The 20274-nt window shown below is 68.5% G+C and carries 20 protein-coding genes; 8 read left to right on the forward strand and 12 right to left on the reverse strand.

The window, feature by feature from the left end; all coding sequences use genetic code 11:
- Positions 1-3 precede the first annotated feature (3 nt).
- The 3 genes from VGC47_09675 to VGC47_09685 are packed head-to-tail and all read left to right on the forward strand — an operon-like array spanning position 4 to position 4459.
- Entirely contained in the window at positions 4-1197 is a 1194-nt protein-coding gene (locus tag VGC47_09675) for a CoA transferase (protein ID HEX9855572.1), read from the forward strand.
- On the forward strand, positions 1194-2399 hold the full coding sequence (locus tag VGC47_09680; GenBank protein ID HEX9855573.1) for an MFS transporter: 1206 nt from the start codon (positions 1194-1196) through the stop codon (positions 2397-2399). Before VGC47_09675 ends, VGC47_09680 begins: the two co-directional genes overlap by 4 nt.
- Complete coding sequence (locus tag VGC47_09685; protein ID HEX9855574.1) at positions 2396-4459, forward strand: acetate--CoA ligase family protein; 2064 nt, start codon at positions 2396-2398, stop codon at positions 4457-4459. The genes VGC47_09680 and VGC47_09685 overlap by 4 nt, the downstream gene beginning before the upstream one ends.
- A 20-nt stretch (positions 4460-4479) precedes the next feature.
- On the opposite strand, the gene VGC47_09690 is transcribed toward VGC47_09685, so the two are convergent.
- From VGC47_09690 to VGC47_09725, 8 genes are all read right to left on the reverse strand, one after another.
- On the reverse strand, positions 4480-5286 hold the full coding sequence (locus VGC47_09690) for an IclR family transcriptional regulator (protein HEX9855575.1): 807 nt from the start codon (positions 5284-5286) through the stop codon (positions 4480-4482).
- Between the two features lie 24 nt (positions 5287-5310).
- Entirely contained in the window at positions 5311-5445 is a 135-nt protein-coding gene (locus VGC47_09695) for a hypothetical protein (protein HEX9855576.1), read from the reverse strand.
- The gene (locus VGC47_09700; GenBank protein ID HEX9855577.1) at positions 5439-5951 is read right to left on the reverse strand and encodes a carboxymuconolactone decarboxylase family protein; all 513 of its coding nucleotides are present in this window, start codon (positions 5949-5951) and stop codon (positions 5439-5441) included. The genes VGC47_09695 and VGC47_09700 overlap by 7 nt, the downstream gene beginning before the upstream one ends.
- Positions 5951-7009, reverse strand: a complete 1059-nt coding sequence (locus VGC47_09705) for an amidohydrolase family protein (GenBank protein ID HEX9855578.1) — start codon at positions 7007-7009, stop codon at positions 5951-5953. The genes VGC47_09700 and VGC47_09705 overlap by 1 nt, the downstream gene beginning before the upstream one ends.
- The gene (locus tag VGC47_09710; protein ID HEX9855579.1) at positions 7006-8223 is read right to left on the reverse strand and encodes a CoA transferase; all 1218 of its coding nucleotides are present in this window, start codon (positions 8221-8223) and stop codon (positions 7006-7008) included. Before VGC47_09710 ends, VGC47_09705 begins: the two co-directional genes overlap by 4 nt.
- Positions 8224-8227: 4 nt before the next feature.
- On the reverse strand, positions 8228-9112 hold the full coding sequence (locus VGC47_09715) for an enoyl-CoA hydratase-related protein (GenBank protein HEX9855580.1): 885 nt from the start codon (positions 9110-9112) through the stop codon (positions 8228-8230).
- A 162-nt stretch (positions 9113-9274) separates the two neighbouring features.
- Positions 9275-10153, reverse strand: a complete 879-nt coding sequence (locus VGC47_09720; GenBank protein HEX9855581.1) for an NAD(P)-dependent oxidoreductase — start codon at positions 10151-10153, stop codon at positions 9275-9277.
- A gap of 2 nt (positions 10154-10155) precedes the next feature.
- Positions 10156-11028 carry an amidohydrolase family protein gene (locus VGC47_09725; GenBank protein ID HEX9855582.1) on the reverse strand — a complete coding sequence of 291 codons (873 nt, stop codon included), beginning with the start codon at positions 11026-11028 and terminating at the stop codon, positions 10156-10158.
- 95 nt (positions 11029-11123) lie between these two features.
- Here VGC47_09725 and VGC47_09730 point away from each other — a divergent pair, with 95 nt between their 5' ends.
- Genes VGC47_09730 through VGC47_09740 form a run of 3 tightly spaced genes read left to right on the forward strand, consistent with a single transcriptional unit; the run spans position 11124 to position 14356 of the window.
- A complete protein-coding gene (locus VGC47_09730) occupies positions 11124-12140 on the forward strand; it encodes an amidohydrolase family protein (protein HEX9855583.1) in 1017 nt (338 codons plus the stop codon).
- Between the two features lie 21 nt (positions 12141-12161).
- Positions 12162-13286, forward strand: coding sequence for a Gfo/Idh/MocA family oxidoreductase (locus VGC47_09735; GenBank protein ID HEX9855584.1), 1125 nt, complete (start codon positions 12162-12164; stop codon positions 13284-13286).
- Positions 13283-14356, forward strand: coding sequence for a Gfo/Idh/MocA family oxidoreductase (locus VGC47_09740; GenBank protein HEX9855585.1), 1074 nt, complete (start codon positions 13283-13285; stop codon positions 14354-14356). Before VGC47_09735 ends, VGC47_09740 begins: the two co-directional genes overlap by 4 nt.
- Before the next feature lie 61 nt (positions 14357-14417).
- On the opposite strand, the gene VGC47_09745 is transcribed toward VGC47_09740, so the two are convergent.
- The 3 genes from VGC47_09745 to VGC47_09755 all read right to left on the reverse strand — a co-directional run bounded on the left by VGC47_09745 (position 14418) and on the right by VGC47_09755 (position 17052).
- Positions 14418-14909 carry a GNAT family N-acetyltransferase gene (locus VGC47_09745; protein HEX9855586.1) on the reverse strand — a complete coding sequence of 164 codons (492 nt, stop codon included), beginning with the start codon at positions 14907-14909 and terminating at the stop codon, positions 14418-14420.
- A 90-nt stretch (positions 14910-14999) separates the two neighbouring features.
- Positions 15000-16175, reverse strand: coding sequence for a molybdopterin-binding protein (locus VGC47_09750; GenBank protein HEX9855587.1), 1176 nt, complete (start codon positions 16173-16175; stop codon positions 15000-15002).
- Position 16176: 1 nt separating this feature from the next.
- Positions 16177-17052: a fumarylacetoacetate hydrolase family protein gene (locus VGC47_09755; protein HEX9855588.1), complete on the reverse strand. Its 876-nt coding sequence runs from the start codon at positions 17050-17052 to the stop codon at positions 16177-16179.
- Positions 17053-17124: 72 nt separating this feature from the next.
- Between VGC47_09755 and VGC47_09760 the strand changes: the two genes are divergently transcribed.
- Positions 17125-18207: an enolase C-terminal domain-like protein gene (locus VGC47_09760; GenBank protein ID HEX9855589.1), complete on the forward strand. Its 1083-nt coding sequence runs from the start codon at positions 17125-17127 to the stop codon at positions 18205-18207.
- Between the two features lie 443 nt (positions 18208-18650).
- On the opposite strand, the gene VGC47_09765 is transcribed toward VGC47_09760, so the two are convergent.
- Entirely contained in the window at positions 18651-19454 is an 804-nt protein-coding gene (locus VGC47_09765) for an HNH endonuclease signature motif containing protein (GenBank protein ID HEX9855590.1), read from the reverse strand.
- A gap of 6 nt (positions 19455-19460) precedes the next feature.
- Here VGC47_09765 and VGC47_09770 point away from each other — a divergent pair.
- Positions 19461-20274, forward strand: an 814-nt coding sequence (locus VGC47_09770; GenBank protein HEX9855591.1) for an IS256 family transposase, incomplete at its 3' end; no start/stop codon positions are given.

Consider the following 20274-nt stretch of genomic DNA (forward strand, 5'->3'; position numbering starts at 1 on the left):
GGCATGCTCGAAGGCGTGACGATCCTCGAGCTCGGGCAGGTGATCGCCGGCACGTTCGGTGGGGTCATCCTCGCCGATCTGGGCGCTGAGGTCATCAAGATCGAGCCCCCGCGCGGCGACACGGCGCGCAACGCCGGCATCGCGCCGCTCGGAGGCGAAAGCGCCATCCATCTCTTCATGAACAGGGGCAAGAAGAGCGTGGTCCTCGACCTCAAAGACGAGCAGGGCCTCGAGGTGTTCTACCGGCTCGTGGCGTCGGCGGACGTCGTGGTCGACAACTTCCGTCCCGGTGTCATGGCTCGCCTCGGCATCGACCACGAGAGCCTGGTGCGTCACAACCCGCAGGTCATCACCGTGAGCGTCACCGGGTTCGGCGAGACGGGCCCCCTCAAGGACAAGGCGGCGTTCGATCTCGTCGTCCAGGCGTACAGCGGCCACATGGACATCACGGGCGAGGCGGGAGGATCGCCCGCCCGCGCCGGAGTCCCTCTCGCCGATCTGAGCGGAGGCATCTACTGCTGCATCGCAGTCCTCGCCGCCCTCGTCGGACGGTCGCTCCACGGCGAGGGGCGCCACGCAGACGTGGCGATGCTCGACGCCATGATCCACCTGCTGGCTTACGACGCCCTCGATCACCTGACGACCGGCGCCAGCGTCGAGCGGCAGGGCTCCGGACATGCCCATATCGTCCCTTGGCAGGCGTTCGCGGCCAGCGATGGACATGTCGTGGTGGCCGCCCGCGACGAGAAGTTCTGGCAGAACCTCTGTGGCGCCCTCGGGAAACCGGAGCTCAAGTCGGACCCGCGCAGCATCGACAACGCCGCTCGCGTCGCCAATCGGGACTGGCTCGTGCCCGTGCTCGAGGAGGCGTTCGCGGCGAGAACGCGAGACGAGTGGATCGCCATCCTCGACGAGAACGACATTCCGTCCGCGCCCGTCAACGACCTCGCCTCTCTCTTCTCCGACCCGCACGTCGAGCAGCGCGGCATGATCAAGAGCTACGAGCACCCGACGATCGGGAAGGTGACGTTCCAGCCGAGCCCCGTGAAGTTCAGCGGCTGGGAGCTGCCGAATCGGCCGGCCCCGATGCTCGGGGAGCACACCGACCAGGTCCTCCTGGAGAGGGCAGGGATCGCCGAGGGGGATCTTGCGGCTCTCGTCGAGCGCGGCGTCGCCGTCACGTGGCGGCGGGGGTGATCGAACAGACGAGCTCTCCCTCCACCGGAGCGCCGGAGCGCGTCGTCGGACCTGTCGCCGCCCTCGTGGTCGCCACCGTTTCGATCGCCCTGGCTGCGCTGCCGGTGTTCCTCCTGGGGGCACTTGCCGTGTTCATCCGCGCCGAGCTCGGGTTCGGCGAGGCGGCCCTCGGGGTCTCCGCCTCGCTGTACTACCTGACGTCTGCGCTCTCCTCGGTCCCGGGAGGCCGGCTGACCACGCGGGTTGGAGTGAGAAACAGCATCGCTCTGGCGGCTGTGGGGAGCACGGTTGCGCTGTTCGGGGTCGCCGTCCTCGGACGAAGCTGGCTGGTTCTCACCGGATTCATGATGGTCGCAGGGGCTGTGAACGGCGTCGCCCTTCCTGCGTCGAACGTGGCGCTGGCGCGCCGCGTCCCCGCCAGGCACCAGGGCGTCTCGTTCGGGCTGAAGCAGTCGGCCGGACCGATCGCGACGCTCCTGGCAGGAGCGTCGGTGCCGGCGCTCGGCGCGACGGTCGGATGGCGATGGGCGTTCGTGTTGGCGGGGCTCATCGCACTGCCCCTCGTATTCGTGGGCCGCGGTCTCGGCAGGCGATCGGGCAAGGCGACGAAGGCGAGAAGCGGCCGGCTGCCGACGGCTGCTCTCGTGGCGCTCGCCGTCGCCGCCGCCCTCGCTGTGGTGGGCGGCAGCTCGCTGGCGGCGTTCTATGTCGAGTCCGCAGTCGCATCGGGGAGGTCGCCGGCTGTGGCGGGCACGCTGCTGGCGGGCGGGAGCGTCCTCGGGATCGGTGCCCGCATCGCCTGGGGATGGCTCAGCGGTGTGCGCCACGCGTGGCACGTCTCGATGATCGTCTGGATGCTCGTGATCGGCAGCCTCGGTTTCGCGGCACTCGGACGGGCCGGCTCCGTCTCATCGCTCGCCATCGCCACCGTCCTCGTGTTCGGGTTCGGGTGGGCCTGGCCGGGCATCTTCAACTTCGCCATCGTCTCGCGGACCCCGGAGGCTCCCGCCGTCGCCTCGGGGATCGTGGCAACCGGCACGTACGCAGGGGGCACCGTGGGCCCCGTGATGTTCGGGGCACTCGTCGAGTGGCGCTCGTACGAGGTCGCCTGGCTGGCGGTCGCCGGCTCGATGCTGGCGGCCGCGGTGCTCATGCGGACCGGGGGACGCATGCTCGAGCGATCAAGAGGACACGTGAGATGAGCCCCCTTCTCGACCGCCTCCTCCGCCCGCGGTCGATCGCCATCGTGGGGCTCTCAGCCGACGAGGCGAAGCACGGCGCCAGAGTGCTGGCGAACCTCGGCAAGCTCGGCTTCCAGGGCACCGTCACCGGAGTCAACCCGCGACTTCCGGCCATCCCCGGCGTCGAGGTCGTCGCGTCGATCGCCGATCTAGCCACCGCTCCCGACGTCGCAGTCATCGCGATCCCGGCGTCACGGGTGCCCAGCGCCGTCGAGGAGGCAGGCGCAGCCGGAGCCTCATTCGCGGTCGTCTTCTCGGGCGGGTTCTCGGAGACGGGACCTCCAGGCGCCGAGCTCGAGGAACGGCTGCGGGCCGCAGCGGCGAGCACCGGGATCCGGGTTGTCGGCCCCAACTCGGGAGGAGTCATCGCACCCGCCGACGGAGTCGCCATGAGCTTTCTCACGTGCCTCGACCGCCCCGCCGACCAGATCAGGCCGGGCCCCGTCGGGCTGGTGACCCAGAGTGGCGGCACGGGCAGCTACGTGCACAACCTGGCGGCGGAGCGCGGTGGTGGGCTGGCGATCTCGATCTCGACCGGGAACGAGACCGACCTCGACGTCGCAGACGGGATCGCGGCACTCGTCGCCAGACCCGACGTCGGCGCCGTCGCAGTCGTCCTCGAGACGGTGCGCCGAGGCGAGCCGTTCCTGGACGCCGTGCGCGCTGCCGTAGCTGCCGGAAAGCCGGTCGTCGTCAACAGGATCGGGACGACTGCCCGCGGCAGGGCGATGATGCGCACCCACACCGGGGCGATGGCGACGAAGGAGCGGGTCATCGAGGAGGTGTGCATCTCCGTCGGCGCAACCCTCGTCGAGACGCCCGCCGAGATGCTCGACGTCGCAGAGATCATGGCGCGCACTCCGCAGCCGGCGGGCGATCGGACCGCCGTCGTCTCCCACTCAGGAGGGATCGCCATCCTCCTAGGCGATCTCGCCGAGCGGCACGGTCTCAGGCTCGACCCGCCGAGTGCCTCGCTCGCCGCCCGGCTGGAACCGCTCCTCGAACAGGCCCGCCCGTCCAATCCGCTCGACATGGGGGGCATCATCGGAGGCCCGGGACGGTTCGCCGAGACCGTGGGAGCTTTCGGTGCCTCGGGTGAGTACGACCTGACGCTCGCCGTGACGTCGGCGCACCCTCCGTCCCACACCCGGTTGCGGGTCTCCGGTCTTCTCGGGCTCCCGGACCATCCGCCGATCGTGCACCTGTGGATGGCCGGCGACCTCGGCGCCGAGGGCCTCGCCGACCTGCGGTACGCCGACGTGCCGGTCACCGAAGAGCCGCGAGCCGCCATCATCGCGCTCGCCGGCATGATGTCGCGGCGCGCCGCGACAGAGGAGGATCACGTCCTCGTCGAGGTGTCCCCGTCGTCGCCGCCCGGGCAGATGACGGAGCGCCAGGCGAAGGACCTCGTCGCCGCGTGGGGCATCCCGGTCGTCGAGGGAAGGCTGGCGTCGTCGGAGGAGGAGACGGTCTCCGCCGCGGCGGCCATCGGCTACCCGGTCGTGGTGAAGCTCAGCTCACCCGACGTGACCCACAAGGAAGCGATCGGAGGCGTCCGCACCGCCGTCGGCGACGAGCACGCCGTTCGCCTCGCCCATCGGGCGATCCTCGTCTCAGCAGCCAGTCGTGCGCCGGATGCCGTCGTCGACGGAGTCCTCGTGGAGCGTGAGGTCAGGGGACTCGAGCTGATCGTCGGCGCCCTTCGCGACGAGACGTTCGGGCCCGTGGTGCTCGTCGGCTTCGGCGGGACCCTCGCAGAGGCCGTTTCGACGGTAGCCATGGCGCCAGCTCCGCTCGGTTTCGGTCGGGCGGGCTCGTTGGTCACCCGCTCCCCGGTGGCCGCTGCCGTGGCACGGCTTGGAACCGAGGGGGCGGCCGAATCATTGGCGACGGTCGTCGCTCGACTCGGTGCGGGCCTGGTGGCGACGCCCGTGATCGACGAGGTCGAGCTCAATCCGCTCGTTTGGGACGGCCGCGGGTGGCTGGCGCTCGACGCCGCTGCCATCCCGGGCAGTGGATGATCATGTGCCGCCGGGCTCGGTCACGTGGCGATCCGTGACACGAGGAATCCGAGGCGACCGGAGAGAACCGAAGCGGAGTCGCGCACCCCGGCTCCGATGAGGTCCTCGTCGCGGCCCTCCATGCGGCTCAGCGGGCTGGTGAACACCACAGAGCCCTGGCATGCCCCGGTGTGATCGAAGAACGGCGATGCGATGGCGAGGCCGCCCTCGACACGCTCCTGATGGCTCACCGACCAGCCGCGCTCCCGGTCGGCGCGGGCCATCTCGAGCAGCTCGGCGGGGTCGGTGATCGTCCACTCGGTGAGCGGGTACGGCGGAGCGGAGGACAGCAGCGATGCGGCCTCGTCGTCCGGCAAGCCGGCGATGATCGCCCTGCCGGCGGCGCCTGCATGCAACGGAACCGGGCGGCCCAGCTCGACGACGTAGCGGAGGGGCTTGGTGGCCTGTTTTTCGTACAGGAAGACCACCGACTCGCCCCGCCGCATGCAGACGTAGCAGGCCTCGTCGAAGCGAGCCACGAGGTCGGCGAGCACGGCATTGACGGCATTCGGGAGGGTGTCGAGCGAGCCGAGCATGCGCGACAGCATGAAGAGGCGGGGTCCGGCGATGTACCCCGAAGAGACCCGCTCGAGCACGTCGATGTCCTCGAGTTGCTGCATGATGCGTCCAACCGCGCTGCGGTCGACGCCGGTGGCTCGCGCCAGGGCGCGCGGGCCGACGGGCTCGCCCTCATCCACGAGCGCCTCGAGCACGGCGATGATCCGTTCGAGGAGGTTCTGCGCCGGCCGGTCTGCCGTTTCCTGATCGTCCAGAGTCCCTCGCCTCATCGGATCGTCATCGATGGTATTGGGTCACGCGCCGGTCGGCGTTCGCATGAAGCTCTCGGCGTTGCGATGCCGCACGCCCTCGAGATCGTCGTCCGCCGGACCGAGCGCCTCGACCGCGCCGACCGGGATCCTCCAACGAGCGGTGACCGGCCTCAGCATGCCCCCGTCGCCCCCATGACGTAGCTCAGGAAGGTGTAGTAGCCGGCGAGGGCGCTCAACTCGACGACACCCGTCTCGCCGATCGCCGAGGCGGCCGCGGCGTACGTCGCGTCGGAGACGGCGGCTCCGGCGCACAGCTCGGTGACGAAGTCGACGATCACCCGTTCCGACTCGTCCAGGCTGCCGGCTCCGCTGCGGACCGCCCCGATCGCAGCTTCCCGGACGCCGGCGGACCTGGCGAGATCGACGTGGCTGTCCCATTCGAAGGCGCATCCGTGACTGGCGGCCACGGTGAGGATGGCGAGCTCCCGGTCGTGGTCGCGCAATGTCCCCTCGAAACGGATGACGTGTCCCAACTCGGCTGCCGGGCGAGCAAGCGCCGGGACGTGGAGGAGCACCTCGTACGGCCTGATCATCTTCCCGCGGCTGGCGACGATCCAGTCGAAGGCCTCGGCCTGCGGTCCATCGGGCACCGGGCGGTTCGTGACGAGCGGCAGACGTGCCATCAGCGCGGGATCCCGAAGAGCCTGGCGGCGTTGCCGCCGACGATCAGGTCGCGCTGGCGCTCGGTGAGCCGGGCGCCCGCCAGAAAACCGAGCGGATCGGTCGGACCCATGTCGAACGGGTAGTCGGTTCCCATGAGGACGTGGTCCTCCCCGAACTCGGCCACCAGGTACTCCACCATCTCCGGCTTGAACACCGTGGTGTCGAAGTTGAGGAGGTGGAGGTATTCGCTCGGGGGCCGGCTGATGTGCTTGCGCAGCTCGGGGCGCACTCCGTAGGCGTGGTCGGTCCTGGCGAAATAGAACGGCAGGTAGCCGCCGCCGTGGACGACCACCATCCTCAGGTCGGGATGGCGCTCCCAGACGCCGCCGAGGATCATCCGGGAGACCGCAACCGTCGAGGCCAGAGGCATGCAGATCACGTTGACGAGGTAGTAGTCGTCCATCCGCTGCCCATGCGTGAAGCCCATCGGATGGAGGATCACCGTCATGCCGAGCTCGCACGCCCTGTCCCAGATCTGGTCGAAGCGACGCTCGTCGTAGTCGGCCCCGTTGACGTCGCCGTTGATCTCGAAGCCGTTGAACCCGTACGTCTCCTTGGCCTCGACCATCACCTCGACTGCAACGTCCGGGTGCTCCATCGGGAGGTTGGCGACCGCGACGAACCGGTCGGGGAACTCGGAGACGACCTCGGCGAATCGCTCGTGTTGGAGGTGGACCGCCCGACGACCGTTCTCTGGGTCGAGCCAGTAGAAGTACTGCGGGGGCGCCACGGAGAGGACCTGCATGTCGACGCCCTGCTTGTCCATGTCCTCGATGCGCGCCTCCGGCTCCTCGAACTTGTGCGCCATCGCCGCCCTCAGCTCTTCGTTGTATCGCCTGCTCTCGGCGGGCGAGAAGAACGTCCGGGGATCCATCTCGGGCTGGAAGAACGGTTTGGCGAGTGCCCCAGCCTCGGGAACGACCAGGTGCGTGTGGACGTCGATGGTCTTGGCGGGAGGCCTCTGCGCCGTCGTCGGCTCCCACCTGGGGGCGAGCTCCTGCCACCACTCACCACTCATGCGCCCTCCTCGCCGTCGTGGTGTGCCTGGGTTATGCCCGCCGCCGCCAGACGAGCCAACTCGTACTCGTCGATCCCGAGCACCTCGCCGAGCACCTCGCTCGTGTGCTCGCCCAGGGTGGGCGGCGGGCGGCGGATCGTCGGCGGTGTGCCGAAGAGCGAGAAGGGGATGCCGGTCATCGGCAGCGTCCCGACGAGCGGATGCGTTACCTCCGTGACCATGCCCGCGACGCGCGCCTGCTCCGAGGCGAGCGCCTCCGAAACCAGGTTGATCGGACCGGACGGTATCCCGGCTGCCTCGAGGAGCACCACCCATTCCGCCCTCGTCCTCGTGGCGACGACCCCGGCGATCAGAGCGTCGATCTCGGCCCGGTTGGCGACGCGGTCCCGGTTGCGGGCGAATCGCGGATCGTGCGCCCAATCGGGCCGGCCGGCGACGGCCGAGAATCTGGCGAACTGGGCGTCGTTTCCGACGGCGAGCGCCAACTCCCCGTCGGCCGCCGCATACGTCCTGTACGGGACGATGTTGGGATGGCCGTTGCCGTGACGGGCCGCCTCGGCGCCCGACACGAGGTGATTGGCGGCGACGTTGGCGAGCATCTGTATGCCCGTGTCGTGCAGGGACACCTCGGTCCGCTGGCCCTTCCCGGTCACGTCTCTGGCATGGAGCGCCCCGAGGATCGCGATCGACGCCAGCATGCCGGTGCAGATGTCGACGATGGCGACGCCGAGCTTCATGGACTCGCCTCCCGGCTCTCCGGTGATCGCCATGAGCCCGGTCTCGGCCTGAAGGATGAAGTCGTAGCCGGGCATCCCCGATTTCGGTCCCGTGGAGCCGTACCCGCTGATCGTGCAGCGCACTGCCCGCGGCGCAACCTGTTCGAAGAAGGCGTCGTCGAGTCCCCAACGCTCGAGCGTGCCCGCTTTGAAGTTGTCCACGACGACGTCGGCGCCCGCCGCCAGCCGGCGCAGGATCACGATGCCTTCCTCGCCTCCGAGGTCGAGCGTCACGCTGCGCTTGTTCCGGTTGACACCCAGGAAGTAGGCGGACTCCCCCGCGGCGAACGGCGGCCCCCACGATCGGGTGTCGTCGCCGCCGTCCGGGCGCTCGATCTTCACGACGTCGGCCCCCATGTCACCGAGCCACATCGTGCACAGCGGACCGGCGAGCACCCGGGTCAGGTCGAGCACGCGCAGGTCGGCAAGGGCCGTCATCCGGTCAGGCCTCCCTCGCAGCCGCCGACCGCTTCGACTGGTTGCGGCCCTCGGCGAAGTCGTCGAGATAGGTCGCCAGGGCGGCCTTGCTCCTGACCCGGAACTGATGGAAGTCCGGGGGACGCTTCTCCAGGAAGGCGTTCATGCCTTCGAGGGACTCCTCGCTTCCCCAGATGTTGGCAAGCAACTCCATGCCGTGCTGCCACGACGGGTACAACCCATCCGAGTCGAAGTTGAGCGACACCTTCGTCGCCCTGATCGTCTGCGAGCTGTAGCCGCGGATCTGCGACACGATCTCCTCGACACGCTCGACGAGGCGCTCCGTCGGGACGGCCTCGTTGGCGAGCCCGATCTGAGCCGCCTCGGCGCCCGTGTACCGTTTGCAGAGGAAGATCATCCCCTTGGCGCGCCGCTCGCCGATCAGCTTGCCGATGTACTGAGTGGCCCCGACGGTGGGGCAGGCGCCAACCATGGCGCCGGTCTGACCGAAGACCGCGTCCTCGGCGGTGATCACGAGATCGCACCAGAGCATCAACTCGTGGCCTCCGCCGACGCATGCGCCTTCGACCATGGCGATGACGGGGATCGGAAGGTTGCGGCAGGTCATGGCGACCATCTGCATGCGGTCGTTCCACATCGCCGAGTTCGCCTTGTTGAGCCTCATCATGGCGTGGAAGTCACCGCCGGCCGAGAAGTGGCCGGCTACCCCGTAGACCACCACGGCGACGATGGTCGGATCCTCCCGGGTCCGGTTGAGTGCGTCTGCGATCTCGTCGAGTGTCTGCTCCCTGAAGGCGTTGCGCACCTCGGGCCGGTTGATACCGATCCACGCCGCGTCGTTGCGCACCTCGTACACGATCTCGCGATATGCGATCTCCCGTCCGGCCATCGCCGTCCTCCTCATGCCGTCATCGGCGCCGAAACCTGCCCTCCGGCGATCCTACGGGAGACCGCTCGGAGCGTGCCGAGCAGACGGTTTTGCCAGGTCCGGAGCGAATGCTGTTCCCATGATCGGAGCGATCCTGGAGGCGGCGCGTGTGGGCCAACCCCATCACTCGTGGCGGCCGATCCCTGCTCTGCGCCGCATGACCTCCATCACAGACGAGTTGTCGGCGTCCGAGAGGCCACCATCCTCGGCGTCGACGAGCGCCCGACGCACCGCGTCGGCGAGCACGTGGGACGCCCCGACGGACTCGGCGAACCCGTTGATGAGCCGCGAGTCCTTGTGGCTCTGCCGCACGCGAGACGACGGCGGGTAGTGGTCGGCGGCGACCATGCGGTCTCCCCAGATGTCCATCGCCTTGGAGTACGCCGCCGAGTCGCGCAGGATGAGCAGCATCTCCTCCAGGTCGACTCCCGCCTTCTCGGCAACCGTGAGCCCTTCGGCGACCGCGGCTCTGTTGATGGACAGCACGTGGTTGACGATCAGCTTGGCGATGGCGCCCGACCCGACCGGCCCGACGTGGTAGACGGCCCGCCCGAGCGGCCGCAGCAGCGTGGTGGCCACCGCCACCGCCTCCTGCGAGCCGCCCGCCATGAAGATGACGTCCCTGACCGCCGCCTGGGCGGCATTGCCGGAGATGGTGGCGTCGACGAAGTCGGCGCCCGCCTCCGCAAGCGCCCGCCATGCGGCAACGGCATCGTCGGGCTCGCCGGTGGTCGTGTCGACCACGAGGAGGCCGTCGCGGGTCGAGGACGCGATCTCATGCACCACCTCGAGCATGACCGAGCTGTTCGGGAGGGACAGCAGCGCCACCTCCACACCGGCGACCGCCTCCGCAACGGAGGAGGCGACGACGCCACCGCGCCCCGCGTGCTCGCCGGCGCGCTCGGCCTCGGGATCGAACCCGACCACTGCGTGGCCGTCTGCGAGGAGATGCCGTGCCAGCGTCCCACCCATCAACCCGAGCCCGATGACTGCGAGATCCATGCTCAGAAACGGTAGAAGGCGGCGGGGTTGTCGACGGCGATGGCAGCCCGCAGCGACTCGTCCGCGACCCACCCGCCGAATGCGTCCACCAGGTCGCCGTCGTTCGGGTTCGCCTCGTACTTGTTGGGGTGCGGCCAGTCGGTTCCCCACATCACCCTGTCGGACGCCGCCTCGATGAGGGCGTGCGCCATCGGGGCGACGTCGTCGTACGGCGGCAGGTCGGTGGCGCTCACCCTGTTTGCCCCGGAGATCTTGATCCAGGTGTTGCCGCGGCGCACCAGCTCGAGCAGGACCTGGAACCCGGGTGCGGCGACACCGGCGGCCGCCTTCTGGTACGCGAAATGGCCGATCGACATCGGAACGGGAAGCCGGGTGAAGACCGGCATCAGCTCGACGATGGCCTCGCCGGGAAAGAGGAATTCGACATGCCAGCCGAGCTCACCGACCCTCTCGGCCAGCCTCGGTACGTCACCGATCTCGATCGGCATGCCTCCGGCGTTGTCCATGTTGAGCCTCACGCCGCGAGCCCCACGCTTCTCGAGCGCAGCCAGCTCGACGTCCGGCACGTCGAGGGAGACTGCCACCACGGCGCGCGCCCGACCGGGCGTCTCGTGATTGAGCGCATCGGCGGCATCGAGGATGGCGGCGTTGTCCGTGCCGTAGACGGACGGCTGCGTGAGCACGACCCGGTCGATGCCGAGCGTCGCGTGGAGATGTCCCAAGTCGTCGAGCGTCGAGTCCGGCGGGTCGTATCCCCTGGCAGCGGTCATCGGGTACCGGCGGTCGAACACGTGCACGTGGCTATCGATCGACCCGGCGGGAAGCACCGTCTGTGGGCGGCGCGGGTTGCGGTCTGGTGGGAGGCAGGCTCTCATCCGCAGATCGTATATCATGCAATATCGGAAGGCGGCGGCGAGAAGGGAGGACCTTCGCTCGGGCGCAGCCTGTTCCACGGGGAAGGAGTCCTGGGTTGACGAGAGCGAAGAGATCCGATGGTCCGGTCATCGACATCCACTGTCACCGGGAATGCGTGCCGGCAACCGAGATCATGGAGGCCGAGGAGGCACGTCTCGGCCGGGTGAGGCTCCAGTACGGCTCGGAGCTCACCAGGGAGGTGAACCGCAAGCAGCTCGAGCAGATCCGCCCGAAGATGGAGAGCCTCGAGCACCGGCTGGCCGACATGGACGCCATGGGCGTCGACGTGCAAGCGGTCGCAGTGGCGGTGTATCAGTACTACTACTGGGCGGACGCCGAGATCGGCGCCAAGGTCGCCAGAGTCGTCAACGACGAGTTGGCTGAGGCGACCGCCAAATACCCAGATCGCCTCCTCCCCCTCGGCTCCGTCCCTCTCCAGGACGCCGACGCCGCCATCGCAGAGCTGCGCTACTGCGCCGATGAGCTGGGGTTTCGCGGCCTCGAGATCAACAGCAACGTCAACGGCTCCGAGATCTCGGACGCCAGGCTCGACCCGTTCTGGGCCGAGGTCGAGCGGCTCGGCTCCGTCGTGGTCGTCCACACGAACGGACACACCGAGCGGGCCCGCCTCCAGGAGCACAATTTCCTCAACATCCTGGGCCACGCCTTCGAGACGACGCTGGCGACGGCGGGGCTGATCTTCGACGGCGTCATGGAGCGCCATCCCGGGTTGAAGATCGTGATGGTGCACGGCGGCGGCTACCTGGCTTCCTACGCAGGGAGAATCGACCACGCCTGGCGCGCCCGGCAAGACGTGCGGGCCGGCGTCCCCAATCCGCCCGGCACCTACCTGCGCAAGTTCTACTTCGACACCATGGTGTTCGATCCTGATCAGGTGAGATTCCTCGTCGACAAGTACGGTGCCGACCACGTGATGCTGGGCACCGACTACCCGTTCGACATGGGCGAGGACGACCCGCTCGGGCTCCTCGGCCGGGTCCCGGGGCTCGGCCAGGAACAGATCGACCTCATCGCGGGCGGCAACGCAGCCCGCTTGCTCGGGATCGTCTAGGCCAAGGAGGGTGTGAACGGCATGGCCGGCATAGGGCTCGCCGTGATCGGGTGCGGCACGATCGGGCGCGTCCGCGCCGTGCTGGCACGTGAGCACCCGAACATCGCCTGGCTCGGCCTGTGCGACACGCACGAGCCGACTGCCAAGCGGCTCGCCGCCGACACCGGAGCCGACTTCGTCACCACCGACGTCGCCGACCTGCTGGCACAGCCGCAGGTGACTGCCGTGATCGTCGCCACGACCGAGAACGATCACGTCGACCCGATCCTCCAGTCGGTCGCGCACGGGTTTCCGCTGTTCATCGAGAAGCCGCTGGCGACGGATCCGGTCGAGTCTGCAAGGGTGCTCGCCGCCATCGAGGAGGCCGGCGTCGACGCCGTGGTCGGGTACACGCAGCGATTCAGGCGGAGATTCCTCACCGTCAAGCAGCGCCTCCGCGACGGGCAGATCGGCGACGTCACCAGCGTCGTGACCAGGGCGTTCATGAATCGCATGGTCCCCTATGCCACGCTCCAGAAGACCGAGGATCGGACAAACCTGACCCCAATGGTCGTCTCAGGCACCCACGCACTCGACATGTGCATGTGGCTGATGGAGGGCAAGACGCCCATCGAGGTGTACGCCCGCTCCGTCGATGCCGTCCTCGGAGAGTGGGGTACGAAGGACGGCACATTCGGAGTCGTCACGATGGACGATGGGGCGGTCTTCTCCATGAGCATCAACTGGGCGCTGCCCGAGGTCTGGCCGGGCGCCGTCTACGGCCTCGAGATCGGCATCGTCGGAACGAAGGGGGTCATCGACATCGAGGACACCCACCGCGACGTGATCATCGCCTCCGAGGTCGCCCAAGGCGCCGGGTACAGGAGTCGCGGGTTCGACGCGGCTGCCCCGCGCCATGTCGACTTCGTCGGCTCGTATCCTCCGGGCGACGTGTCGGACGGGATGCTGTGGGGCCCCATGCGTGAGGAGACGCTCACCTGGTACAACCGGCTGGCGAAGGGGTTCAAGACCCCGCACGCCACCGCCCGCGACGGTCACAACAACCTCATGCTCACGATGGCGATGGACTATTCGGCTCGGAGGGGTGAAGCGGTCGTGCTCCCGATCGAGCCTGATGCACTGCTCCAGCGGAGGGACGATCGATGACCCAGGTCAACGTCGGCATCATCGGCACCGGATGGTGCGGCGGCATCCGCGCCGTGGCGTGCGCCAACAGCGCCCTGGTCGACGAGCTCCACATCGCGGAGACCAGGCCCGATCGACTCGACGAGGTCAAGGCGCTCACCCACCCGGTCTCGGCCACCGCCAATTGGGAGGAGCTGGTCGCCAATGAGGCGATCGACATCATCATGGTGTCCGCCACCCCCGAGACGCTCCACTATCCGATGACGAAGGCGGCCCTCGAGGCGGGCAAGCACGTGTTGCTCGAGAAGCCGATGGCACTCACGCTCGACGAGGCCGACGACCTCGTGGAGACGTCCGAGTCGCGTGGGCTCAAGCTGACGATCGGCTACTCGCAGCGCTTCAGCGCCAAGCAGGCGATGATCAAGCGAAGCCTGATGGAGGGCACCCTCGGTGAGCCGGTCAGCGTCCTCGTGAGCCGGCACATCACCCGATCCCTCGGTGCCAAGATCGGGGGCCGCATCAAGTTGTCGCCGGCAGCCATGGAGGCGACCCACGACATCGACTTCGCCTTGTGGTGCCTGCAGCCCCGGCGTCCCGTGCGGGTCTACTCGCAATCGGCGTACGGGGTGCGGGCTCCGATCCACGGGCTCGCAGACACGCAGATGAGCGTCATCACGATGGACGACGGCGTGGTGGTCACGGTCCAGGCAGGCATGTCGCTGCCCCCCGGCTATCCGAACGCCTGCACGACGTGGATCGAGTTCATCGGCACGGACGGTGCCATCATCGCCGACGACAGCCACCGGGACGTCGTCCTCAACACTGTCGAGAACGGCGTCGTGTTCCCGCTGTCGACGATGCCGGGCGAGTACGTCGACCACGTTTACGCCGGTCCGATGGAGCGCGAGACGATCCACTTCGTCGAGGCGGTCGCCTTCGACCGTCCCGTCATGGTCGAGCCGCGCCTCGCCCGGACCACGATGGAGGTCTACATGGCCGCCGACCTCTCTGCCGCGAGCGGCGAGGTCGTCGAGTTGCCACTCTCGCAGGAGGCGGCCGCCCAGGCGGTCGCCGCCTCGATGAACGGCTGATCCGGGCTCCTTCCCGCTCTCCCCGGTGGCGATCGATCGCCGACTCGGTCCGGCTGGCATGTCACATCGAGGCCCACACGACCTCACCGTCCTCGTCGATCTCTCCGGTCGGCGTCAGCCCGACGGATGAGGCGACCCGCCCCGACGCGGTGTGGTCGGGGTGGATGTGGGCGGTCAGCCGTGTGACGCCGCCGGCAGTCAGCCAATCACACATGGCGCCGGCGGCCTCGGATGCGATCCCACGTCTCTGCCACGGGACGCCGACCACCCAGGCGACGTCGGCCGTCGCCCCGACGACTGTCGCCTGGACGTACCCGACTGACACGCCTGCGAGCCTGATGATCCAGTTGTGCCACACCTCGCCGGGGCGCGGCGACCCCGCCACCTGGAATCGATATCGAGACTCGACGTCGTCGAGGCTCGGCGGGTCGCCGCCCGTGTACTCGTAGATGCGGGCGTCCCCGAGTACCGCGACCATCTCCTCGGCGTCGTCGACCTCGAGCGGCGCCAGCACCAGCCGACCGGTTCGCAACTCCGTGTGGGGAGACGTCATGGAGCGACTATCGCACAGAGGACGACCCGTTCCGGCGTACCTCCGTCGCACATATGACCCGCCGGGACGCCGGAACCGGTCCGGGTCGGCCTAGGCGAGTGCCCTTCGGAGGGCGTGGAGCGCTCCGACCGCCGCGAACCTGCGGACTCGGTCGTCTCCGCCGTACAGGGCTACGGTGTCCGTCGTCGTCCCGGCAGGGGTCCTGACGGCCACGCCGACCGATCTCGTGGAGTCGTCCGGCGTGACCTGCCTGTCGACGCCGCCGATGGCCAGGACGACGTCGGCCTCGAGAAACCCGTCGACGACGCCGAGCAACTCGGCTGCCCGCCCTTCGTTCACCGCCGCCCCCGATGGGACCGTGAGCGTCCCGGCATAGACGGCCGTGCCCGCCGCCGCCTCGGCGATCCTCGACCCGACCGTGCCGAGGGTGACCTCCTCGACCGTGGCGATCCGCCACCCCAAGTCCTGCAAGCGCGTGACGATGATCGATTCGATCGTCTCGTCGTCCCTCCCGAACACGACGCCGGCGAGGCGAGATGCCACCACGGCGTCGAGCTCGTCGATCATGGCGTCTGCGGCGGCGACGGACTCGGCCTTGGCGGTGATGCGCACCTTCACCTCTGAATCCGTGATGAGGAAGGCGACCGTCGGGTTCGCGGAGGCATAGAGGTCATCGAGGATCTCGGCCACCCGCGACTCCCCCAGCCCCCAGGTCCTGATGACGCGGCTGCGCACCACGGCCGGTTCGCCGGAGGCTTCCCGCAACCTGGGCAGCACCTCCTCATCGACCATGGCGGACATCTCGCCGGGAACCCCCGGCACCGCGTACACGTGGACACCCTCGATCTCCATCGCAACGCCGAGGGCCACACCGTTGCTGTTCGGAAGTGGGGTGGCCGTCTCCGGGTAGTCCGCCATGCGCAGGGTGTTCTCAGAGACGGAGCCTCGCAGTCGCGTGATCCGATCCCGGATGGCCTCTGCGTGGGCTCGATCGCGGGCCATCCCGACCCCTGCGACCAGGCAAAGGGCCTCCCGAGTGAGGTCGTCCTGGGTCGGACCAATGCCGCCGGTCAGGACCACTGCGCCCGACCTGCCGATCGCCGTCCTGATCGTCTCGGCCAGCCTGTCGAGGTTGTCCCCGACCGTCACCTGGTGGTGGACGTCGAACCCGTCACGTGCCAGCCGCTCCCCGATGAAGGCGACGTTCGAGTTGACGATCTGGCCGAGGAGCAGCTCGGTGCCGACCGCCACGATCTCGACGATCACGTCAAGCGACCGGGTTCACGAGGGTTCCGACTCCGTCGATCGACACCTCGACGGTGTCGCCCGACCTCAGATAGACCGGGGGGTCGAAGCCGATGCCGACGCCCGCCGGCGTGCCGGTTGCGATGACGTCACCCGCCTCGAGCAGGACCGCGGCGGAGATCGCCTCGATCAGGGTCGGTATGTCGAAGATGAGCCCCGAGATCGGCGACTCCTGGCGCAGCTCCCCGTTCACCGTCGTGCGCAGAACCGACGCGGTGATGTCGTCGATCTCGTCCCGAGTGACGATGCACGGCCCCATCGGGCAATACGTCGCCGGGCTCTTGCCGATGAAGAACTGGACGTGCTGCTTCTGCAGCTCACGGGCCGTGACATCGTTGACGACCGTGTACCCGTAGACGTGGTCCCAGGCGTCTCCGGCGGAGATCCGTGACCCGCCGGGGCCGAGGACGACCCCGAGCTCACCCTCGTAGTCCGACGTGCCGAGCGGGTCGTTCGAGATCTCGATGGCGTCTCCCGGCCCGATGATCGATGACCCCGCCTTCGTGAAGATGATCGGGTGGTCGGGGATCATCTGCTTCTCCGAGGCGTCGAATCCGCTCTCGGTGAACTCCTTGGCGTGGTCGTGGTAGTTGCGGCCGACGGCCATCACGTTGTTGCGGGGGCGGATGGGAGCGAGGAGCCTCACGTCGCCGGGTGAGAGCCTCGGCGCAGTCTCGGCGATCGCCGCCGCGGCTGCGAGCCCGACTCGTCCGAGGGCGACGAAGTCGACCATCGCGGTCGGCAGCCCCGGATCGGCCGCCAAATCCGTCACCGAGCCGTCTCGACCGAGGACTCCGATGCCTGACTTGCCGCTGGCGGCGAACGTGACCAGGCGCACTCTTCAACCTTCCGCCGACTGGAAATGCATCATATAGGATCCGCCCGTAGTGGCTCCGAGCGGAGATGACTCATGAAGATCGTGTCGGTCGAGACGTTTCCCGTCAGTGTCCCGCTGACGAAGCCGGTCGTGATGTCGCACATCACCATCGAGAAGTCGGACAACGTGCTCGTCAAGGTGACGGCCGACGACGGCACCTACGGATGGGGCGAGGGCGTCGAGGCGACCGACATCACCGGCGACACCCAGTCACGCATCAAGGACGGCATCGACTTCCTGGCACCGAGCCTCGTCGGCGCCGACCCGCTGCGGCGCACCGAGCTGTGGTTCGGCATGCAGCGCACCATCCAGGCGAACGAGACGGCCATCGGTGCGATCGACATCGCGCTCCACGACCTGGCGGGGCGACACCACGGCGTGCCGGTGAGCGAGCTGATCGGAGGCGCCGTCCGCGACCGGGTCCCTGCGCTCACCATGGTGGGGAGCGGACGGCCCGAGGCCGATTTGGAGGCCGCTCTGGCCAAGTACGAGGCGGGGTTTCGCTGGTTCAAGATCAAGCTGGCGATCGCCGACCAGGACACCGAGATGGAGACGGTCACAAAGATCAGGACGGCGCTCCCGGCCGACGCCGTGGTGTGCGGTGACGCCAACCAGGGATGGTCGGAGCAGCAGGCGGTTGCGTTCCTCCGGAAGCTCGACGGGTACGACGTCCGGTTCGTGGAACAGCCGATACCCAGGGGCGACCACGGCGCCATGATCCGAGTCGCCCACCAGTCCCCCATCCCGATCTGTGCCGACCAGAGCGTCGGCTCGTTCGACGACATCCTCGCCTTCGGCCGCAGCGGGGTCGCCGGCGTCAGCCTCAAGCTGGTGAAGCAGGCCGGGATCACCGGCGTCATGCGGGCCGCATCATTGTGCGACACGCTCGGGCTGGCGATAAACCTGTCCGGCAAGATCGCCGAGTCGAGCGTCGCCGCCGTCGCCAACGTCCACTGCGCGGCGGCGATGCACCGCGTCGACTTCGGCGCCAGCCCCGCCAATCAGGGTGTGGCCCGCGACGTGGTCACGGAGCCGGTCCAGGTCGTCGACGGCCACTTCCGGGTACCGACGGCGCCGGGCCTCGGCATCGAGATAGACGAGTCCGTGCTGGGGTGAGGTTCGTGTCAGAGTTCCGTATTGACGCAGCTGCCGATGCGATGCGCGCCTTCGGGCCGGCGTGTTTCGCGGGACACGACATAGTCGCAAAGACGCCCGCCGTCCTCGATGGCGATCAGCCTGACGTAGCCATCGGCGGTGCGGCAGTACGAGTAGCTGGGCAACTCCCCCGACGCGATCAGCGTCGAGAGCCTCGGCCCGCTCCCGCACTTCTCGAGGGACTGTGCGTCGGGGTACCGGGCATGCGCCCCCGACATCGTGAGGGACAACACAACTACGAGTGACCCCGCCAACCCCAGTGCTCGACGCGAACCTGGTCGTGCCACCATGCCGTTCATCATCGGCGCACCGCTGTCGTGGATTGAGAGTGCCGGCCCGGCGCACCGTGCGCAGCCGGCAACACCGACTGTCGGGAGCGGCCTGCCCGAACGTCGGGGTTGGCGTCAGGGTGGTTGTCCGCTGGTGGTGTAGGTGTGGCCGAGTTGGGTGATCCATTGGTGGTCGCCGTTGGGGAGGGGGTGGTAGGTCCAGCCGGGGAGGTGTCGGAGGGTGTGGTCGTGGCGGCAGAGGGGGTCCAGCTTGGTGGTGTGGGTGGGTCCGCCTTGTGACCAGGGGGTGTGGTGGTCGATGTCGCAGGTGGTGGCGGGCATGCGGCAGCCGGGGAACACGCAGGTGGTGGCGCGGGTCTCGATGTGGCGGCGTTGGGTGGCGGTGGGTCGTCGTCTGGTGATGTCGGTGACGATGGTGGATCCGGTGGCGGGGTCGGTGACGGTGTAGCGCCATTGGGCGGTTTGTTGGTGTTGGGTGACGCGGCGGGCGATGTCGGCTATGACGGGTCCGTAGCCGGCGAGGTCGCCGGGGGTGTCGCAGAGTCGGGTGAGGGTGGCGAGGTCGACTCGGATGTCGACGACTCCGTGGGGGCCTCGGCTTGTCACGGTCGGGTCGCCTTCGAGGAGGTCGAGGAGGGCGTCGGCGCGTAACTGGTCCATGGTGCGGGTCTCGTGTGAGGTTTTCAGGTTGCGGGCGATGCTGTTGAGGCGGCGGGTGACGGCGGCGACCCGGTCGGGGGGCAGGTCGAGGGCGAACAGGTGGCAGGTGCCGGCCACGTCGGGTTGGGTGACGATGCGCCGCTCGCCGACGGCCCGCTGGTATCGCTGGTGGGCGTCGTCGGGGGGCGTGTTGAATCCTTTGTGTGAGGTGTCCGATCGGCGACCCTGACCCGGCTGGGGCAGGGAGACAAGGAGCACCTACACGTGGCTACTGATAGTGAGAAGGGTGGAGTGGAGCCGGCTCGAGGGGTGATCGACGAGGAGATGCTGGACCGGTTGATGGCCCAGGTCGATGAGGAGGGCTTGGAGCTGTTAGGTCCCGATGGGGTGTTGACCGAGTTGACGTCTCGGATCATGAACCGGGCCCTCGAGGTCGAGATGGCGGATCATCTCGGCTATGAGAAGGGTGACCCGGCGGGGTGGGGATCGGGCAACAACCGCAACGGGGCGTATCCGAAGACGGTGCTGACCGACGCCGGCGGGATCCCGATCGAGGTGCCCCGGGATCGGGAGGGCACCTTCAAACCGGCGCTGGTCCCGATACGGCAGCGACGGATCGCCGGGTTCAACGATCTGGTGATCGGTCTGGTGGCTCGAGGGATGACGGTGCGCGACGTTCAGGCCCATATCGCCGACGTGTATCGGGTGGAGATCTCCCCTGAGCTGGTTTCTCGGATCACCGACGCGGTGCTCCCCGAGCTGCGGGAATGGCAGTCACGGCCCCTCGACCCGGTGTATCCAATCCTGTATCTCGACGCCGTCGTGATCAAGGTCCGCACCGATGGCCGGGTCCGTAACCGGCCCGTCTATGTCGCCCTCGCCGTCGATCTAGACGGCCGCAAGCACGTCTTGGGCCTGTGGCTCGGGTCCGGCGACGAGGGAGCCAAGTTCTGGCTCGCAGTGCTCACCGAGCTCCGCAACCGGGGCGTCTCAGACGTGTTGATCGCCTGCTGCGACGGACTGACCGGGTTCGGTGACGCCATCGAGGCGGTCTGGCCCGAGACGGTGGTCCAGACCT

It is taken from the genome of Acidimicrobiia bacterium, assembly GCA_036396535.1.
Taxonomy (GTDB): Bacteria; Actinomycetota; Acidimicrobiia; order Spongiisociales; family UBA5794; genus DASWKR01.